Annotated in this window: 17 protein-coding genes; 4 read left to right on the plus strand and 13 right to left on the minus strand. The window is 40.0% G+C overall.

From position 1 onward, the window contains the following. Window positions 1-247: 247 nt before the first annotated feature. The 9 genes from ACKU40_RS11185 to ACKU40_RS11225 form a co-directional block, all read right to left on the minus strand. Window positions 248-400 (minus strand): hypothetical protein, encoded by a 153-nt coding sequence (locus ACKU40_RS11185; protein WP_320172882.1) that lies wholly within the window; start codon window positions 398-400, stop codon window positions 248-250. Between the two features lie 95 nt (window positions 401-495). Continuing rightward, the gene (locus tag ACKU40_RS11190; RefSeq protein WP_320172883.1) at window positions 496-762 is read right to left on the minus strand and encodes an RNA-binding protein; all 267 of its coding nucleotides are present in this window, start codon (window positions 760-762) and stop codon (window positions 496-498) included. A gap of 145 nt (window positions 763-907) precedes the next feature. After that, the gene (locus ACKU40_RS11195) at window positions 908-2,122 is read right to left on the minus strand and encodes a DEAD/DEAH box helicase (protein WP_320172884.1); all 1,215 of its coding nucleotides are present in this window, start codon (window positions 2,120-2,122) and stop codon (window positions 908-910) included. A 604-nt stretch (window positions 2,123-2,726) separates the two neighbouring features. Continuing rightward, complete coding sequence (locus ACKU40_RS11200) at window positions 2,727-4,499, minus strand: hypothetical protein (protein ID WP_320172885.1); 1,773 nt, start codon at window positions 4,497-4,499, stop codon at window positions 2,727-2,729. 134 nt (window positions 4,500-4,633) lie between these two features. Beyond that, window positions 4,634-5,431 (minus strand): hypothetical protein, encoded by a 798-nt coding sequence (locus tag ACKU40_RS11205; protein WP_320172886.1) that lies wholly within the window; start codon window positions 5,429-5,431, stop codon window positions 4,634-4,636. A 168-nt stretch (window positions 5,432-5,599) separates the two neighbouring features. Further along, entirely contained in the window at window positions 5,600-6,055 is a 456-nt protein-coding gene (locus tag ACKU40_RS11210) for a hypothetical protein (RefSeq protein ID WP_320172887.1), read from the minus strand. Between the two features lie 160 nt (window positions 6,056-6,215). Beyond that, window positions 6,216-7,094 carry a hypothetical protein gene (locus ACKU40_RS11215; protein WP_320172888.1) on the minus strand — a complete coding sequence of 293 codons (879 nt, stop codon included), beginning with the start codon at window positions 7,092-7,094 and terminating at the stop codon, window positions 6,216-6,218. 37 nt (window positions 7,095-7,131) lie between these two features. Further along, entirely contained in the window at window positions 7,132-9,696 is a 2,565-nt protein-coding gene (locus ACKU40_RS11220; protein ID WP_320172889.1) for a DEAD/DEAH box helicase, read from the minus strand. Between the two features lie 16 nt (window positions 9,697-9,712). Further along, entirely contained in the window at window positions 9,713-10,627 is a 915-nt protein-coding gene (locus ACKU40_RS11225) for a DUF1837 domain-containing protein (RefSeq protein WP_320172890.1), read from the minus strand. Between the two features lie 588 nt (window positions 10,628-11,215). Here ACKU40_RS11225 and ACKU40_RS11230 point away from each other — a divergent pair. Continuing rightward, on the plus strand, window positions 11,216-11,602 hold the full coding sequence (locus ACKU40_RS11230; RefSeq protein WP_320172891.1) for a DUF6573 family protein: 387 nt from the start codon (window positions 11,216-11,218) through the stop codon (window positions 11,600-11,602). A gap of 104 nt (window positions 11,603-11,706) precedes the next feature. Here the strand turns inward: ACKU40_RS11230 and ACKU40_RS11235 are convergent, their stop codons facing one another. After that, a complete protein-coding gene (locus tag ACKU40_RS11235) occupies window positions 11,707-12,030 on the minus strand; it encodes a helix-turn-helix transcriptional regulator (RefSeq protein ID WP_320172892.1) in 324 nt (107 codons plus the stop codon). 101 nt (window positions 12,031-12,131) lie between these two features. Here ACKU40_RS11235 and ACKU40_RS11240 point away from each other — a divergent pair, with 101 nt between their 5' ends. Next, window positions 12,132-12,362, plus strand: a complete 231-nt coding sequence (locus tag ACKU40_RS11240) for a hypothetical protein (protein ID WP_320172893.1) — start codon at window positions 12,132-12,134, stop codon at window positions 12,360-12,362. Window positions 12,363-12,523: 161 nt separating this feature from the next. Here ACKU40_RS11240 and ACKU40_RS11245 read toward each other — a convergent pair whose 3' ends face one another. Both ACKU40_RS11245 and ACKU40_RS11250 read right to left on the minus strand, forming a co-directional pair. Continuing rightward, complete coding sequence (locus ACKU40_RS11245) at window positions 12,524-13,207, minus strand: hypothetical protein (RefSeq protein ID WP_320172894.1); 684 nt, start codon at window positions 13,205-13,207, stop codon at window positions 12,524-12,526. A 1-nt stretch (window position 13,208) separates the two neighbouring features. Then, on the minus strand, window positions 13,209-14,498 hold the full coding sequence (locus ACKU40_RS11250; RefSeq protein WP_320172895.1) for a hypothetical protein: 1,290 nt from the start codon (window positions 14,496-14,498) through the stop codon (window positions 13,209-13,211). A 176-nt stretch (window positions 14,499-14,674) separates the two neighbouring features. Here ACKU40_RS11250 and ACKU40_RS11255 point away from each other — a divergent pair, with 176 nt between their 5' ends. Both ACKU40_RS11255 and ACKU40_RS11260 read left to right on the plus strand, forming a co-directional pair. After that, window positions 14,675-15,235 (plus strand): hypothetical protein, encoded by a 561-nt coding sequence (locus ACKU40_RS11255; protein ID WP_320172896.1) that lies wholly within the window; start codon window positions 14,675-14,677, stop codon window positions 15,233-15,235. 94 nt (window positions 15,236-15,329) lie between these two features. Then, window positions 15,330-17,369, plus strand: coding sequence for a hypothetical protein (locus ACKU40_RS11260; RefSeq protein WP_320172897.1), 2,040 nt, complete (start codon window positions 15,330-15,332; stop codon window positions 17,367-17,369). A gap of 76 nt (window positions 17,370-17,445) precedes the next feature. On the opposite strand, the gene ACKU40_RS11265 is transcribed toward ACKU40_RS11260, so the two are convergent. Continuing rightward, entirely contained in the window at window positions 17,446-18,423 is a 978-nt protein-coding gene (locus tag ACKU40_RS11265; protein WP_320172898.1) for a hypothetical protein, read from the minus strand. Between the last annotated feature and the right edge of the window lie 189 nt (window positions 18,424-18,612).

Below are 18,612 nucleotides of genomic sequence, written 5' to 3' on the forward strand. Positions count from 1 at the left end.
CACGATTTTCATCGTAAGTCCTAGAAATATCTGGTGGAGCTGAAGAGAATTAAACTCATGGCCTCTTGAATGCCACACGGAAACAACCTCATCTCACCTGAAATAATTGGATTTAATTTTCCGAACAGTAACATATTTTGTGGATTTATCGTGGTTTGCGGCTGTAGTTGGTTCCCAACGGCTTCTCCCTAGTCTGAAATGCTAGAGTTAAGACATAAAATTATTACCTTACTTAACAGCAAAACTACTACTCAGCATCATCTTCCAGAGCAGCACCCTCTCCTATCATTTCCTGATCATCTTGCTTTTTCGCCAACTTGCGCTGCTTCTTTTCTTCTTTTTTTTTCTTCTTAGCCAGCTCTTTCTGGCGTTTTGCAAATGAATAATTCGGCTTTGCCATGGCGATATCCTGTTTTGTTATGAGAGATGTGAATGTTTGTAACCGCCCCTCACAAAGAAGGGCGGTTTTTATAATCTGTTACGCTGCAGATAAAATTACCAACGCGGACGTTCAACGCGTGGCTTGGCTTCGTTAACCTTGAGGTTACGGCCACCTAAATCCTGACCATCGAGTGCTTCAATGGCGGACAGGGCTGCGGAATCGTCGCGCATCTCGACAAAACCAAAGCCACGAGGACGCCCTGTTTCGCGATCTTCGATCAGTTTCACAGAAGCAACTTCACCGTAGGCTTCAAAAGCGTTGCGAATTTCATCTTCAGTGGTGGACCATGCGAGGTTGCCGACATAAATATTCTTGGACATAATTTTTTTCCTATTTGTTGTTGTGACGCCCACCGTCATTTTGAGGTGATACGTCTTTGTTATTGTTTCTTTGTAAAGAAGCTATCCAATTCCTATCCATTTCAAAAGACATAGGTAGGAAGGATTCCTATCAGGCGGCTGCTTGCTATGCTCGCAAAGGCTTACATTTACGCCTCTGGACAGTTTTTCTCACAGGAGAATGTGCAGATGGTTTTCTTGCTTTTGCACCATTGTTTCTGCTTGTGCCGTGAGCAGAATAGGCATCTTGTTCAATCGATACATCCATTACCTTTTGAATGGATTGCAACTGTGATGCGTCTTCCGATGTAACCAAGCTTATTGCGTGGCCGGAACGCCCTGCCCTGCCTGTTCTGCCAATTCGGTGTGTATAAGTTTCAACAGAGTCAGGCATGTCGTAATTAACGACGTGGGTAATACGATCACAGTCAATGCCGCGAGCAACGATATCCGTTGCTACCAAAATCGAATAACGACCGCAGCGGAAGCCATTCAAAGCTCTTTCTCGCTGTCCTTGACTCATGTTACCTTGCAGGAACGCGGAGCTATACCCAATATCATCCAACTTACGTGACAGTTTTTTGGCTTTATGCTTGGTCTTGGTAAAGATAAGCATGCTCTTGTGCTCTGATCGGGAGATGATTCCATCCAATAATGCGATCTTTCTGTCATTCTGCGTCCTGTAAAAGACATGCTCGACGCTAGAAACAGGGGAAGTGGCATTAATCTGAACAGTTTTGGGATTAACAAGGATACGCTTAGTCAAAGCCAGAATGGATTTAGGCATGGTCGCAGAAAAAAGCAGATTCTGTCTCTTTGCCGGAAGTTTAGCAATAACCCGTTCGATGTCAGGCAGAAAACCCATATCAAGCATTCTGTCCGCTTCATCGAGGACAAGTGTATCTACAGCTTTAAGATCAACGGCCCCTTTTGCGATGAGTCTGACAAGCCGCCCGGGGCAAGCAACGATGACATTCGAAGTACTAAACGCCTTAATTTGTGGCTGCATGCCGACGCCGCCAATGACGATGCTGCTGGTAATGTCTGTTTGTCGGGCAAGAGATGTGAAGCTCTCATCAATCTGAATCGCCAACTCACGAGTCGGAGCCAGGACCAGTACACGCGGTCCTGATTTAGAGGAAGTAGTTGTAAGAAGCTTCTGCATAATCGGCAGGACGAATGCGGCAGTCTTACCAGTGCCCGTCTGTGCCAATCCCATCACATCATGCCCATTCTGAACCAATGGAATGGCTTTGCGTTGAATGGGGGTAGGAGTGTCATAGCCACAGAGTTTGACACCGGCGTTGATACGACGGTCAAACGAAAAATCTGTAAAAGTCATAAAAGCCTTGGAAAAAAGGAATTAAAACGACGACGCGTGACAGCGGTCGATCCCGGATTTACCGGGTGATAATTGGAAGGCTCTGGTACGGGGGGAGTAAATCTAAAGCTTACGTGGAACGTATGTTGCCCAAGTGGGGGCCAAGAAGTAATCGTGCGTCCAGTCACGCTGAGTTAATAACTAATCAGTCATTCTCAGTAAGAAGTAAAGCTTTTTATTTTTTTAATTTTTATAGACAATAAAATCAGTCTGACAGATTTATGCACGCATAAATTTAACTGAACCCTACCCATTTTATTGAGGCTAGAAACAACCTGATCCTGTTCTCATAAGAACACAAAAACAAAAAAGAGGTTATCCATAAAGATGGATAACCTCTTGAAATATCTTGGTGGAGCTGAAGAGAATTGAACTCTTGGCCTCTTGAATGCCATGCGGGGGGACAATTCTTCAACGTTTGAAATACTTGGATTAATTTTGCCCCTTGGGAACGGGTCTTGGAGATTTTCCGGGATTTGCGGTTGTGGATGGTTCCCCAACAGAGCCACTTGGCATGATATCCCATCTATGCTTAAAGATATATGACTAAATGTTAACTTGTCCTCTATTCCTCTTGCTTCGCATTTTCCGATGTTTCAAAAAGGAATTTTCCTATCCACCAAATTGATTGGCCATAATTCAAAATCAGTTGTTCGCCCTGTCTCAAAAACGATCTACTGTGATCAATCCCAGCGAGTTTTAAAGCATTTCCTATCTTTGAACTAGTTGGATGCGCATCGCCTACTCGCATGTCATATACACCGACAATGGGCCCAAAAATCTCACGGGCTTTATCGTCTCCAACTTTCTGAGCAAGAATATCCTGCAAAAGTTTGTTTGAACCAAGTTTTACTTTGTCAGAATGATTTGAAAGCTTTTGAAGCTCACATTTGTTGAGTCGATCAGTAAAAACACGAACAAGTTCTTTAGCCAATCTTAGCAATGACGCTTGGTCCTTGCTTGAAAAACGGGAGATCTGTTTCATAGCTAAGGTACGGTCTACTGCATGTGAGTAAAGATTGACATTAAATTTTTGATAAAACCCACCCTCTAGCATATCCATGACCTTGAAAAGGGACTCTTCAACAGCATGAGTGGATGCTGGCTGCGAATTAACTTGTGAGGCCAATAGCTCACTAGAAACTTTTCCCTCAGGGACAACGTTATGCCCCCCCCAAATATGCTGCTCCCATGCTGCAAGACGTGCAACATCATAGGCATATACAGTAATTAAATCTGATGAATTAATTCCGAAATGAGTCATATATCCAGATGTAGAGCGAATACCACCTGTTTCTGCTGTATACCACTCAAGAGAAAATCCACGCAGACCGAGAAGCTCATTAATTATACTTGAACGAAACCACAACCATCGACCAATACCTTCACTATTTAAATCGGTAGAGATCATGCGTGTCCCGTCAGTCTCAACAATGAATTGGGGAAGATTAGTATCTACATCTCCTCTAACACGTTTACTTTGCTCCTTATGCTCAATCAATTCATTTCGCCAAAATTCGCCCTCTATCCGTGTACCTTCATAACCACCTAGATGCCCTTCTGAGCTTTCAAAATCGGTATTTTCATTATTCTCTGGCCCCATTACCGGAGCATCTTCGTCTTCATCAACATCAGTTCGCCATGTCCTAAATACCCCCCAACTTCCCCCATAAACATCTTCTAAATTGCGCATTAGAAGCACATATCGTCCGCCGTCGCGCTGTTCTTCGTGGCTCGCTAGATCAGAATATGTGCTACTTTCAAGTGAAGCGACATTTTCTACTCTTTGCCGATAGTAAGAAAGACGAAGTGAGAGATTTCGTGCTGCTAAATAATCAAGAAGAAATTCTCGCTTGATTTCAATAAGACAATGATTGCCATCATTATCAAAAGACTCACGAGCCACAACAACAAAATTTTCCTCTGGCCGAACCCAGTTATTTCCTTCCTTTACCAGACGTAGCGCAACAATCAAATCGGGATTCAATATCCATATCCTACCGCCAACTACTGGCTGAGGATGATCAAAAACAAGATGGACTCCTATTGGCTCTTTATCATTGTACTCATATTGCTCAATAGAAGAATAGCAGCCATCATCGTAAGCATAAGGCTGGGCGTCATGAATAAGTCCTATATCCATCCAGCCAAGTCGCTCAGCGGTTATCCGATGCTCAGGGGGAATTGCAACGGAACCGCACCCAAAGAACTCTCTCTTGTAGCCAATACTTCGAGCTTCACCTTTCTCGTCATTGTTGGATTCTCTCAAGGGAACCCAAGTCGCATTAGAATAATATCTTCGTGTTTCTTTTTTTTGTAGAATCCAGTCTTTATTCATAGAACAGGGACTTCCTTGAGTATAACAGTATCGTTTGAAATAATCATGAATAGAGAGGGGTAATACTTCTTAAATTTTAAAGCACAATAAATGGGAAATAACACATCCTCTTCTTCAGAAAACAGAATCAATCTTTAGGATATTTTTTCCATATACATAGAAGCTAAGAAAGGTAAAAAATAGTATCTTCTTTCTCCAGCGTGTATGAATGAATTTGCACATTTATTAATGGCCTCCATCGCATCTAAGTCATTGATATTCCACACAGACTCCTTTTCATTTCGTTCTTTATCTATCAGCTTACTTAAATTCTTAATCCCTATAGTCTGGTTATTGGCACGCATCAAAAGTTCAATATTATCCCTAGCGATAAACAACAAAATGAATGGATCATCAATTATTGGCAGTGCCCCAAGATGAACCATGTTATGCAATTTATAAAAACCATTATGCTTTCTTGTCCACGTACTACGCGCTTCACTTAAAGGAACCTTTTTTGCTCTACAAAATTGATGAAACATTGTTTTTATGTCACCAACAATATAACGAAGTATTCTGAGACGAATACGAATATATTTCTCCTCGACTGAGACTGAACCGCACTTTTCTTCAAATGGCATCACGAATCTATTAATCTCCCTCACCACAAGTAGCGCACCTAACATGCGAAACATAAAGTAATAATGGCGAGTATCAACATTCTGCAAATGATCATCTTCACAAGCAAAAGATTCTTTAACTATTTCATTCAAGGGAGGCTTTTCTTTGCCAAATGCTTCTAAAAGATCATTCTCAAATTTGTCAGCTGCAATTTGGATCTTGGTTTTAATTTTCTCAAATTCTTCGAGGGTACATTTCCCATTCTCAGGAATATAGGGCCATAACTCAGCAAACTCACACTTGCATATGTACTTAACAGACTTGGTAGGCATAAATAATCTCTTCATTTGGATATTGGAAATGGATTGCCCACAACTTCCGCATATTCCCTAGGAATTACAGTGGCAATTAAACTTAGACTGTTGGTTCGAACTGTTGAAGCCAACCTTCGCAAGAAGATTAGCTTTCATTTTTACATCATTTCAGCCTCACTAACCAAGCTAAATTCCTTCACAAAGCAAAAGTAGTTCACTGGCGAGAGGACATGATTCAAGTACCCTGTCATCGGGCACGGAAAACCCAAACTTATTTGAAATTATTCCTGCATGTTGCTTGGATATCCTATACCCGTGACTTTGGTCGTGTGCAGTTCCATCTCGATTAACTGCAAAGAGCTCTTTACCTCTACAATAAAAATGTAAATGGTCCTGAGTTTTAGTCCCCGTATTTCCAGAATCATATCGAACGGAATTTCCTTTTCCAATCTCCACCCATTTCGACTCATCCAGAAACTCCGCTGAAGAGTAAAAATGGAAAGTAGTTATCCCCTCAACAAAGGTTTTCCGGACAAAACTTTTACTGTTCTCAAGATTAGATATGAACTCTTTAAATCTCACAATTTCCTCCAAAAATATTATCTCCAATATACCAATAACAACATTAAACTTAACGATCATTCGCCAACAGGTTGCGGTGTCACTCAAAAGTCATCTAAAAGATCATTCTCAACTTGGACAAATGCCTCCCCAATTCCCTGCGCGATTTCTTCGCTTTTTTGTAACGCCATATAAGAACTGTTACTTAAAGTTAACAATCAAGACTTCAACAATATAACATTTAAGCAACATCACACTCAAAGCCCCTAACAATATCCTGAGCCCTTAAAAATTCTTCCCCATGTAGTTCGCGATACCTTTCAGCTATGGGGTATTTGTGATGAATATCAGAGAAGTCATCAAACCAATAATCAATGTTTCTTCGACGCAAAACAGTTCGTGGAAAGACTTCTCCATTAAGCAAGCTATGAAATTTTTTTTCATCAAGAACGACTCCATAGCACCTACTGTAAAGATTGTTTTCGTGTAATCTCTGTAGCATTTTATAAAAACTATGAAGCTGCCTAGACCCCCCTGCTCCGACATGTCCACTAATATGCCAAACCATAGGGCAGACTGAATATTTCAAGTCACTATGTTTTAAAACAATAAACATCTTGCAGCACTCATCTCTGCACTTAACAAAATAGATACTTTCGGGACCTTGTTCTTCAATCATGCCCAGATAGTCTTCAGGGAAATGGCGATGCTTGACAGTTGTTCTATACGGAGAGCTGTGTCCTGACGTTAACCACTCATAATTTAATCCCAGTTTGGAGGCGAACAACTCCAAAAAAGCAAACGATGGTTCTCTTTGCCCCGTAATAAACTCTTCAAGTTCACTAACACGTTTCAAATCTAAAAATTGTGCCAAATCAGAAACTGTATATGGTTGATAGCGTCCTGAATTCAGCAGTTTTAAAGCTTCAACCATTCTTACTGATACCATTTGAGATTCTGTTACTTCTGCTTCTTCTATAGTCTGACTTGCGGCCTTATTCTCATGTAGAGATACAGAGGAGTTTGCTTGACTACTTCCATCGGATTTAAACATATGTTTGAGCACAATTCCTAAAACAATTGTACCTGCTCCTGAGAAAAACCATTCGATAAAAGACATAGAAACAACTCCTCTAAAAGATCAGTTCACGATGAGACTATACCCAAACACCTGTCCGCTTTAATATCTTTGTATGGATTGATGGTAGAGACTGGAAAACAGGATTGTTTTGATTAACAGCTAACCATGATAAAGGTGAATCTGTTTCAGGAATATCCTTCGCCACCCGTAACGCGGTACTACGAGGCACGCATGCAGTCATCAAAGCCAAAGCTTTAGGGTCATTGCACCCCAGTTCCAGCATAGTGGATAGTCCCATAATTAGAGCGTAATCACTTTGCTCATCTTCTGGCAGAACAACCTTCAATATATCACTTACCAAGCTGTAATACTTAGCCATTTGATATGAAACACCTTTATTGATAAAATCTGTGACCTTAACAATTGCATCGTCAACATCCTTAGATCCAAATTGGTCACTATTCCTAGTTTTCTTAGGAATTGCACTTTCAACAAGCTCTTTAAACGAAGTACCGAACAACCATTTTTTACTAAATCTCAACAGCTGATCCCGATAAATTTTGCTATTTCCACGAGGATTAATGTCTTCAACTATACAAAAGACCTCATCAAGCAATTTAAACGTATCCTTGAGATCTTTTGAAAACCCTCTTTTAGAACGGATTTTCCACGCCTCAGGATTATCATTTATCAACTGAAATAGCTTATCCTGCAAAAAAGGATCTATGTAAGGGTTGTTGACAACCAGTTCCTCAGCAATATCAAGTCCATCCATTGAACCTGTTAGGGCTGCAATTAAGGTTGTTTTGTCACTCTCCGAAATATTTTTCCTTTGCAAATATTTTGCAGCCTCTTCCGGGTCGGCAAAAAATTTTGATCGCAACAAGGTAATTGTTGGTCGCAGCTCAACGCCTCTATCATCTTCAGGGGTTAAAACCCGCCCAGAGTTTATAACAGAAAGAATTTCTTCGAAGCTATTTCTGAGATGATTTTCAATTGCAGGCTGTACATACTTTCCTTTTCTTTTACGATATTTTTCAACCCAATTTTCATCCACTCCATCTGAGTCATTAGGAGAATGAACACAATAAATAGTACCACTTAAATGCTCATTTAATCGACCTGCTCTGCCGATCAGATTATTGAATTCAAAATCACTTAAGTCTTCAGAAGCTTTTTTGGGCGAGACCAAAAATATTTTTTCCGTCGGTAGATTAACCCCTTCAAGCAAAGTTGATGTGCAGAACAATGTTTTGATATCTCGTTCAGCAAACCTCTCTTCAATTTCTTCCCTTACAAAATCGGGCAACCCAGAATGATGATAGGCAACTCCACATTTTAGCCCCTCGATTAAAGAGCATTGGGGATGTATTGATTCATCGAGATAATCGATTAATTCCCAAAGAGAATCGGAAATATCTATTTCTTCATTAAGCAATTCAGCATATTTTTTTGCCCAATTTTGTGCTGTTTTAGGGCCATGGGCGTAAACGATAGAAGAAGAGTATCTACCAAATAGCATAACAGCATCAGTTACAGCCCTATAATTTGCTTTCCAGCGAGAAAACAGCTTCCGCTCTGAAGGTATGAAAACAGTATTGTCATGCTCCTTTGCCTTATCATCAAGGACAGTGAGAGCTATTTCTTTCTTCTCCTTTACTGGAGCTAATTGGACTAATATCTGAGAAACAGGAGACATGTCGGTAGACAAATCTTTCGATTGTTCAATAAAAATCTGACCTGCTAACTTCCTAACATTTTTAATATATGGACCAGCAGCAAAAATTTGCGCTGATGGCGACTTCATTTCTAATTCACTTAAAATGTATTCAAGAAGAGCCCCCCGTGAAGTCTGCTCTAAGGACTGAATTTCATCAGAAAAGATGAAATCAATCTCAGTTGCAAAATCCGATGACAACAGACGAATACAGCGTTCTTGAGTCAAAACAAAAACGGCTTTATTGCCATTAACTTCAAGTCCATCAGGAATCGAAGTCAAAATAGGAAACTCCAAATCGCTTTCTTTCTGAAATCTTCTATACAGCGAAGCAAACTGCGAAATCAGGGCTTTTGTTGGCACTATCAATAAGGCAAAAAATTTCCCTTTTTGACCAAGCCGCAATTTCAAACTTTCATGAACAACAAACGATTTTCCAGCTGAGGTGGGTGCTGAAAAAATTGCACGCTGTTCATTTGCGAGCAAGTGCAGAGCATCCTTTTGAAACTCGGTAACAACCGTCCCGCCAGCTAATGGGGTATAATAATTAAGGTATGTTTGATAAAATTCACTGGAAAGTAAGCCTAAGTCCCCACCGATAAATTGTTGTTTATCACCGACGACTTCATGTAAATGACGAGCAGCGGGCATAGCACCTGTCCGTGCGAAAATTGCGTAGCAAACAGTTTGAATTTGTTTTGACTGAGGGAGCTGAGAATAAGCTAGTGCAGCGAATAGCTGTGCTTTTTTGCGATGGGTTATTGAAGGGCTGGTCGAGAGATGGCTTGCTACAAAACAAGCAGTCCTGACCTCTTTATCTGATATTTCGCCTAGTTCAGTCCCTGCAACGTGAGCAAAAGTCATTTCTGTCAACACAGAAGACAAACCAACATGCTCAAAAGCCCATTCATAGCTATTTGTCATTCTCTCCCTCCAATTTTTACCGCTTTTTACTTTTCAAAGGAGGTTTATACTCACAGCCATGAAGCTTCCTGTAAAAATCATTTCTTAGCTTTAAGCAGTCTTCCACAGGAAGGAAAAAGAAATCCAGATAGACTTTAAAAGCTGAAGGGAATTTATCTTTTTTCTTCAGTATTAATTTCTGCCACCTTTTAACTTCTTTTTTTATCTGATCTTTAAGAAGAAATTCAGCAGATTTAGCATCCTCTGCATCAGTGGAAATTTTCAGGATGCTATCATAGTCATATGAGATAAATACTGGGTGAACAATAATTCGCTCAACCTCATCATTAAGTATGTCGAGCGCTTCTTGAAGAAGCTCTGCACTCAGTTCCCTTTCTTTTGGATATTTCCTGCAAATACATATTTCATGATCATAAGCCTTCTCACTTTCGTGAAATCGATGGAGTGATTCAATAGCACTTGATATCGCGCCAGTTAAGGAATTATGAATTTTTGACTCTCCAATAAGAAGTGCTTTTCTGCCTGAATATTCTCCAACAAAAACTCCATCTGCGCCTTTTACTTGATCATTTGGATTAGAAAGGTCTTTTAATTTATACGCAATCATAGGCGTTTGCAAAAAAGCTTCGACCATTATGTATAGTAGCATCTCTCCAAGCTTGCCATCAGATTCAGGATCATTATCCCCAAACTTATCACGTGCATCAGGCCAATCGTAATCGTCTTTTTCAGCCTCAGGAAAGACATAATGCTCTAACTGTTGACTAAGCAGCTTCATCAACTTCTTTGTGCGCTGTTGAGTTCCGGTAAATGGCAAAGTGTAGCCACGGCAGTGTAGCTTGTTATTAACAGGATGGATTTCATGGTTAACGAAAACACTTTCCACATCTTTATTCTCAACAGTGAGCAACTCTCCCCAATCCAATGCCATTCATCTCTCCTTAAACTCTGAAAGTAAGCATGTGATTAAAAGCTCTACTACACATAAAACATAAATTCAAATATCCAATAGCTTTTATACCTTATGATTAAAAATCTTAAAAACTAAAGCCAAATATTGATCAAAAACTAAAAACGCCTATAAGATGATAAAAAACAACTCTAAACGATATTTAAAGAGCATACTATATATACGCCTAAGACTCAGTTTTATATGCACAAATTTTATTATTTCATTGATTAGCACAAAACTCTAATTAAAGCGTGGGATTACTTCCAACCAATATTCCCACACTTTCCACCCCCAAATTTCGCACAAATCGCCCCCTTCCTGAAATTTTCCCCCAAAATACCATATTCCCCCCGAACTCCCATCCCAAAATCGCAGGAGGAGCAAAATTTACGCGAATCCTGCTCCGGTCAAAATTTGAAAAATTAAAAACAAGTACAGATAGTTACAAGCACTAACAGCACTAGCGAACATCCCGCCAACAGCTATTCCTATTCCCGTGACCGAACACATCCAGCGAGGATAAACTTTTAAGTTGATTAAAAATATTAACTGCAAAAGGAGTCCTAAATGTCAGAAGATGAATTCGAAGTGGTATACTCATACACCCGCAAGCAAGCTATCGAAGACGGTGTGCTGGTCGATGTAACTGAACAGGCCCAAGAAACGGGCTTCAAAGTTCCGGTGGCTATTACGGCGAACCTCTACCACCGCTACATCGAACCACCAGATGGACTGGAAGGCGAAGGTCAGTCGACCACAGGGCGGTTGCATGATGTGCTGCTTCTCACTTTTCTCGCAGCTAAGGACCGTTGGGACGGATCAATGGTAGAAATAGAACCACTATTCGTGATGGGGGAAGGGCCGAGGTTTGAGAAAGTGAAATGCTGGGCGGTGATCGGCCCCGGAGATTCAGGAGAACCAGTGCTGACGATCATGCTTCCTGAGGATTACTGATAAAAAATCCCACCTGCTTTGCTGCGGATGGGATTTTTTCTGAACTTAGGTAGGTGGTCTAAAAAAATGTGGGAAATGTGGGCAATCTGGGCCGAGGTGGAAAATTACAACAGGATCGCCTTAACAACACGGTGAAGGACCAACAACTGCTCATCGCTAGCTCCATCGAGCATATCGGTGATGCCAGCAACAACTTCGCCACGAGTCCTTGTATTCTGATCCAGTTCCAATAGGTCATGCAGGGATATTTTCAGACCGTCAGCAACCTTATTGAGAACTTCAACAGAAACCTTGCTGCCCCCACGTTCAACTTCACTGAGATATTTATCGCTAATTCCGGCAGCATCCCCCAACTGTTCTTGGGTCAGACCACGACTCTTTCGCAATGTTCTGATGCGCGTGCCTATCTGTTTTGAAATGTCGTCCATGCAAACTCCTTGAGTATCCATACAAAATACCCACCACAGATAGAGTGTGAACAACCTGAGGACTGAATTTTTTGTTGATTTTTCAATTTAAAGATAGAATTATGTTTATCAATTTCTGTCTGTGGTGGGATTTGGAGTTACTTTTTGAAAATAAGGAGATCATGATGAGAACGAAACAATGTATGCAGTGCAAAGCGGAAAACACCCTTAAAAGTAAAGAATGCTGGAATTGTGGTGCGCCCTTTGGACTCAAGGGAGCGATCAAAATGATTAAACCGCTATTAGTAATTGCGGCTATCTTTGCTGTTATCATGTTGATCGGGGGTAAATAGACAGGCTACCTATACTTCTACTTCTAGAGAGGCATAGAATCCCACCTGCCATGCTGCGGGTGGGATTTTTTCATTTGGGTAGGTGGCTTGGGAAAATGTAGGAAATGTGGGTAATCATTTATGCGATCATAAAGCTGTATAGATGTAAAAGGTAAAAACGATCATAAAATAGGAGAAAAATCATGCACTATCTCAATTGCATCGTACCGAACTTTGCATACAAATTCTTTTTCATCTTTATGATTTGTATATAAATAAACACTATCTTCATTTATAACTGTCTTATATACAAAACAATTTGCATCTCTGTGAGTAGGCCAAAGTGTAGGCCATGAATATTTGATAGCCACATCATAATCAGCAGTCCAACTATAACCATGTGATACGTAATCTCTAAGATCCTTACGACCAATAACACCTCTATATACAGTTAAAGGGAATTTATATGAATGCGAATCAGATTTATAAATCAATTTATCTCTATCGACATGCTCTAAGATATATTTTATAATTAAAACATCCATAGAATAGGAGTATTTAGGGCGAGATAGATACCATTCATAAAACACATCAGTTAAAACATCATACATCATAAACTGCATTAAATTATTACGAAAGAATAAGAACCTATAATGTTCGTCGATCTCGATAAAAACTTTTTTAAAATCCTCATCAATAAGAGCCCGTTGAACAGATTCTTTCTTAGAATAACTACAAAATGACAAATCGAAAAGGTCGGGATCAATAACATTACTCTTAACATTGTCATATATTTTATTCATTTGAATGGCTCTTTTTACATCGCCATATATAAAATCCTGAAATCGTATATAACGTTCTGACACACTAGTTCCTTTTACTACACAACTTAATCTCGTCGTAAGCCTTAGCAACATCACTAAATACGTCCATAAAGACGCCACATCTGCCACGGTTAGGTTTTTCTTCTCCTTCAGGGCATTTATCCACTTTACAAATATCACTCGATGGAATTGCAGGTATGTAGATATTTTTATATTTCCCCTCAGGGTATTTACGCATATGGTCTTTAACCGTATCAATGCGATTCATATAGTATTTAACATGTCTTTTATAGCACTTCAATTCGTTAACATTTATCTTTAATTTATACCGACATGATTCGCTACAGTACTTACCACCATCTTCATAATATTTCTTAGGTAAGAATAAAGATTGACAACTCGAACACACTCTAATTTTTTTATAGGTCTTACATAAATAAAAATATGAAACTAGCACAGAGACTGTAAAACTTGCCAAGGACCTCCATACCCCACTAAAAACATCATCTACTGTAGGAAATATTGGTTTTGAATCTCTAATAGGTAGATACTGTGACGTGCCAAATATATTTGTATCATCCCCTTTCATATTCTGAAAATTTATAGCCAAAGTATATATATATCTTTTTTTGTAGTATCTTTTGGAACTAAAAAAACTAAACGTCTTTCTATAGACTGATGTTTCTATTGATTCAGATTTTCGTTCCACGATATTTATCCCAAAATCGCTCATTCTAATTAGGTCCTGCCTAAAATCGCTCATTATTTTGTTAAAGACATTCAGAGAGCGAGGAGTGATCAGAATTGGTATTTTTGAAACCCCATCAGCTAAGTCTTCGCGCAAAGTTCCAGCATTACCCGCTCCCAAAAATAGAAATAAATCGTCACCGTCTTGCTCAAATGGAGAATTTAAGGAAAAGCCGGGCTGCGCTACGACGTCGTTTTCAGTAAAAGCATCAAAAAAATCTGGATCACAATAGCTACTTGAGTCTTCCCCTACCTGCGACATTCGCTGAATTTCTTCGGGAGTTATGAAATCACTGACCTCACCAAAAATAGGTCTAAACACAGATTTTATCTCTTCAAGGGGCAACTTAATATCTTCAAAATCATCTAATCCCATAAGGTAATCCATAGCTAAATCAGAATCAGTAGCAGGTTCATCAAATTCAGTATGATGGTACGAATATTTTGAAATAAATCGATCTTCCCTATCCCAGAAGTCGCCTAAACAAGCCTCCCAATCTCTCCCTTTTGTTATGGAATATAGCAAAAGCAACCGACGGAGGACCTCTTCAAGTGTCCTTATTCTCTCAGTATCGAATTTAGCCACAATCACAACCGCCTATAATTTTGACATAAAAAAAAGTGCACCGCTCAAAAAAACAAAACCATAAATTGAGGCCAGCACTTTGTGCTTTAACTCATTCCATCGCTTGCGTACACCTATAAACATGCTGCAGCAAAAAAAGCATAAACATCTAATAATATAAAAGAAAGAGGTCTATTATGACTAATATACATTTCATTGAATTCCCGGACACAACCTTCCCTGTCGTAGCCGAACGCAACGGCAAAAATGTCGGTAGAACAACCCAGATGGTCCGTATCAACGAGATCGCAAATAAACTTCATATATCCCCTAACACTCTCACTGCCGAACTAGCGCAGGCTGACTGTCCTCTCTATTCATACGAAGAAGATATTTTCGCCACTTGTGAAGATGTCAATTCAACGCTCAAGAATAAATCGATTCCTCTGTGCAACCTTGGTCAAAGCAACGTCACTTGTGAACTGATTCCATACATCGATAAATCGATCAGTGAGGGAACCGATATGCTTGAAGCCACGTATCGCATACTCGACCTCCATGACATCGCAATTCGGTCAGAAAAATTCACTCTCGCCCAAACCTCAGCTCTTTTAAACGTTGACTATTATGCTGAACTAGTTGGCGTTGATAGCAAATCTGTAGTTGGAAGCACTCTTGAGCAGGGCTATCCCGTGTTTTCGACAGGAAACGATGTGTTTGTTGCTGCGAAAGACCTTGCTGCATGCCTTGAATATTAACTGAACCGCACAAATAGCAAAAAAGGGCATGACTCTCGTGGTCTGCCCTCTCCCAACTCCAGCACGAAAACAAGCGACATAACAAGGAGGTCGCATGAATTATCCAACGTCCCCTGTCTCCCCCAAAAAACAAATATCTCGAACAACACCTGATCTTGAAATAATTGAATTAGGTTTAGAGGCAAAGATAGTCAAAAATTGTCACGACGGAGACTTCACCTTTGATGATGGCATGGTTTCTGCCGGTGCCAATCTCCTAGCTCACGATGAAAATGCTTTTAACCGTATATGTGCAAAGATTGTAGGCCAAGGAGCCAGTATTGAAAATTACAAACAAGCCGTCATTGCTACTATCACAGCTTCAGATGAGACATTAACCAATGCCTCCACCGACTCTAAAGAAGGAGTCTTTATCCGTAACAACGCATACTACCGCAACGTTGAAAATAAGGGAGAACTTGATGAAAAAAAACTTACCGCATTTATAGCAGAAATACTTATAGAAAGAGAACGCTATTCAGCAAGTGGAAAGCTGACACGCTCATATGTTATAAAGATCTATTTTGAGAATAGTGACAACACAAAAATTGTAGAGATCACCGCAAACGAGCTTGAAGACAAAAGATGGCTGGGCAATTACATTGGCACAAGGGGAAAATACAGTGGCAGCTACAAGGTTATACGCGATGCTATACTAGAATTAAGTCCCTCCGACGCTATAACCGTCGAAAAGGTATATGAAAGAACCGGGTTCACGGTAATTGATGGCAAGGAATGCTACCTTAGCAGTAAAGGGGCTTTTGACTATGAGGGGTATATTACTCATGTGAAAACTGACTTGAGCGGTGGACCATTCAATAATTGTTCAAATCTATACATCTCATCCAAAACTGAAATATCTGACGGAATAGACGCTACTCTCGATATACTCAGTTTAGCTCCATTGGATATTTCAATACCAATCCTCATAGCCCCCTTTCGAGGTATCCTAGCGGGATTATCCCGATCCAGCTGTTCTCTTTATATGCATGGAAAAAGTGGCACAGGCAAAAGCACTTCTGCAGGGTTCATTCTAGGTTTTTTCCAAAAAGGCCCCAACTACTATCAGCCCACCGCCTCCTACACCAGTTCAGAACCATACTTGAGCAAGCTTGTTGGAAACACGCATTCGGTGGTGACAGTTGTTGATGATCGCGTTGAAAAAAATGGAAACAAGAAGGAATTGAACAGAAAAGATGAGATCTTGTTCCGAACACAGGCAAATGGACAGACTAAAAGTACTTGCCTAGCCCAAAGCCAAGAACCTCGTGGGTTAATTGTCGCTACAGGGGAACAACCTATAGTAGGGGAATCCTTAGCTGCGAGAGTTTTAATTCTCCAATTTGATAAAGACACTCTTGACGGTACAGCACTGAATAAATGCAAACAGGCAGCTAAAGATGGCTCCTTCGTTGCATGTGGTTCCGGTTTTATTCAATGGTTAATCAGCAAAGGCGATGCAATCGTAGAAAAGTTTGAGTCTCGTCAGGTTGAACTTTGCGATGAGTTTGGCTTCCTGTCATCACTGCACCATAGAGTACCGGGTAATATTGCTGAATTCATGGCTACCTTTGAATTCTTCCTTGAGTATGCCTTCGACTATGATGTCATTACCGAGGAAGAGGTGGCGCAGCTGACGGCAAAAGCCAATGATGCTTTGATCCAGCTAGCAAAGAAACAGCAGAAATATCTTATCGATGGTGACGCTGAACAATATATTTTTGCTCTTAAACAAGCATTAGCTAGCAATAAATGCCACCTCGTAAACCTTGATGGTAACACTCCTGTCAATCCTGAAAAATATGGCTGGGTGCGCACAGACGACACCAATAATCAATGGCAGCCACAAGGAGAACAGGTGGGTTTTGTAGAAAAGCAAAACATGTACCTCATCCCTGACAAAGCCTATGCTGTCTATCAAGAATCAATGTTCTCTACGTTTGGTGGGGCAGCTTTGAAAAAGAAGAAGATTCACAAAGAATTAAACGATGCTGGCAAGGTCAAGAAACGTGCCCCCAAAACAATAGAAACTAGAAAAATGATTAATGGGGTAAAAAAATACTACCTGCATCTAGACCTCAACCTGATACTCTAAAAAATTACCCCGATAGGATGAGCCCATTATCCTATCGGGGTATTTCTTTTCCGCGCATGTCAAAAACCTGATTGAATTATATAAAAGTTTTTCCTTCGACAGCCTTAAAAAATGATTGGTGAAAAGGACTATATTGCATATAGACTCCTTTGCCCAGCATCGCGCGGAGAACTCTACCCATATCAGCCACCCCATCACGAAGAGTGTGACTGACAGCAGCATTGGTCGCCATTACCCAGAAGTCCGCAATTTTGATCTCGCCCACGACTTTAGGGAAGTCTCTCGCGGCAACTTTTTTTGCTTTCCGATCAACTGTCGCTGTTTTTACTTCTTTGAAAGCAAACCTAGAATAGATTTGATCGCCTGTGATGTTATAAAGTTGCTCAAGCGAATTTATCTTATTTTTTTTAAAGTATGGACGTTTAGCAACGATCTCTACCCTAGCTGAAAAATCCTCGTCTTTTTCCTTCACGTATGCTCGCCCGCCCATTGTTCGACTCTCACGCACATTATTCAGATAAACAGTCCCAGCATCATATCGAAAATTTTGACCGGGCCACTTCAATGTCAGTGTGTTCTTGATGAGACCAAAAAGGGCCGTAATATTATCAGAATAGAGGTCGGCAGTAAATTCAACCTTACTGATAAGGTATCTACAATTAAGGAGGTTAACAATACTATCAAGTACTTCTCTGTTTGGTTGAAATACTTTTAGTAATAACCCAAAGTAGCAACGTTCTTTGTAGCATTTACAAAAATAGCCTTTAAATTGGTGTTCATTGATATTTATATCGAAGCTACCGCGACCTCTATTAATTTTATATGAAGATATATTTAATAGTCTTAAAAAATGATCTGTTTGACAAATATTTAGATCTTCTGAGTAGGTATAAAGTCTTACAAAATCTAAAGATAAGTCGCATTTGATATTTTCTGATTCTGAAAATGGATTCTTGGCTATATAATTATCATATTCTTGCAAACTTTCTAGATCTGGAATATCTGCATACACCTCAACATCTGTTTTGTATTCTTTATTTGTATTTTTCTTCATTCTAAACAGATAACACTGAAGAGCAACTCGTCAACGCAAAATAAAAATAATTCAAAATATAGATGCAATTGACCACATTTCCCACATTTATTCAGTATCAATACAGAGCAAAAAGTATTTCAAAAAGATCTGCCCTCCTTTCACTCCAAACCCCGAAGGGGTAAAAAAAATGTAGCCAATATGGGCAGG

The organism is Maridesulfovibrio sp. (genome assembly GCF_963666665.1).
Lineage (GTDB): Bacteria > Desulfobacterota > Desulfovibrionia > Desulfovibrionales > Desulfovibrionaceae > Maridesulfovibrio.

What these genes read in the sequence shown, in the direction of transcription:
- ACKU40_RS11225 (WP_320172890.1), bottom strand. Translation starts at nt 10,627, where the DNA reads ATGGCATTGGATTGGGGAGAGTTGCTCACTGTTGAGAATAAAGATGTG.
- ACKU40_RS11205 (WP_320172886.1), bottom strand. Translation starts at nt 5,431, where the DNA reads ATGCCTACCAAGTCTGTTAAGTACATATGCAAGTGTGAGTTTGCTGAG.
- ACKU40_RS11255 (WP_320172896.1), top strand. Translation starts at nt 14,675, where the DNA reads ATGACTAATATACATTTCATTGAATTCCCGGACACAACCTTCCCTGTC.
- ACKU40_RS11240 (WP_320172893.1), top strand. Translation starts at nt 12,132, where the DNA reads ATGTTTATCAATTTCTGTCTGTGGTGGGATTTGGAGTTACTTTTTGAA.
- ACKU40_RS11195 (WP_320172884.1), bottom strand. Translation starts at nt 2,122, where the DNA reads ATGACTTTTACAGATTTTTCGTTTGACCGTCGTATCAACGCCGGTGTC.
- ACKU40_RS11220 (WP_320172889.1), bottom strand. Translation starts at nt 9,696, where the DNA reads ATGACAAATAGCTATGAATGGGCTTTTGAGCATGTTGGTTTGTCTTCT.
- ACKU40_RS11210 (WP_320172887.1), bottom strand. Translation starts at nt 6,055, where the DNA reads ATGATCGTTAAGTTTAATGTTGTTATTGGTATATTGGAGATAATATTT.
- ACKU40_RS11190 (WP_320172883.1), bottom strand. Translation starts at nt 762, where the DNA reads ATGTCCAAGAATATTTATGTCGGCAACCTCGCATGGTCCACCACTGAA.
- ACKU40_RS11185 (WP_320172882.1), bottom strand. Translation starts at nt 400, where the DNA reads ATGGCAAAGCCGAATTATTCATTTGCAAAACGCCAGAAAGAGCTGGCT.
- ACKU40_RS11215 (WP_320172888.1), bottom strand. Translation starts at nt 7,094, where the DNA reads ATGTCTTTTATCGAATGGTTTTTCTCAGGAGCAGGTACAATTGTTTTA.
- ACKU40_RS11260 (WP_320172897.1), top strand. Translation starts at nt 15,330, where the DNA reads ATGAATTATCCAACGTCCCCTGTCTCCCCCAAAAAACAAATATCTCGA.
- ACKU40_RS11265 (WP_320172898.1), bottom strand. Translation starts at nt 18,423, where the DNA reads ATGAAGAAAAATACAAATAAAGAATACAAAACAGATGTTGAGGTGTAT.
- ACKU40_RS11200 (WP_320172885.1), bottom strand. Translation starts at nt 4,499, where the DNA reads ATGAATAAAGACTGGATTCTACAAAAAAAAGAAACACGAAGATATTAT.
- ACKU40_RS11230 (WP_320172891.1), top strand. Translation starts at nt 11,216, where the DNA reads ATGTCAGAAGATGAATTCGAAGTGGTATACTCATACACCCGCAAGCAA.
- ACKU40_RS11235 (WP_320172892.1), bottom strand. Translation starts at nt 12,030, where the DNA reads ATGGACGACATTTCAAAACAGATAGGCACGCGCATCAGAACATTGCGA.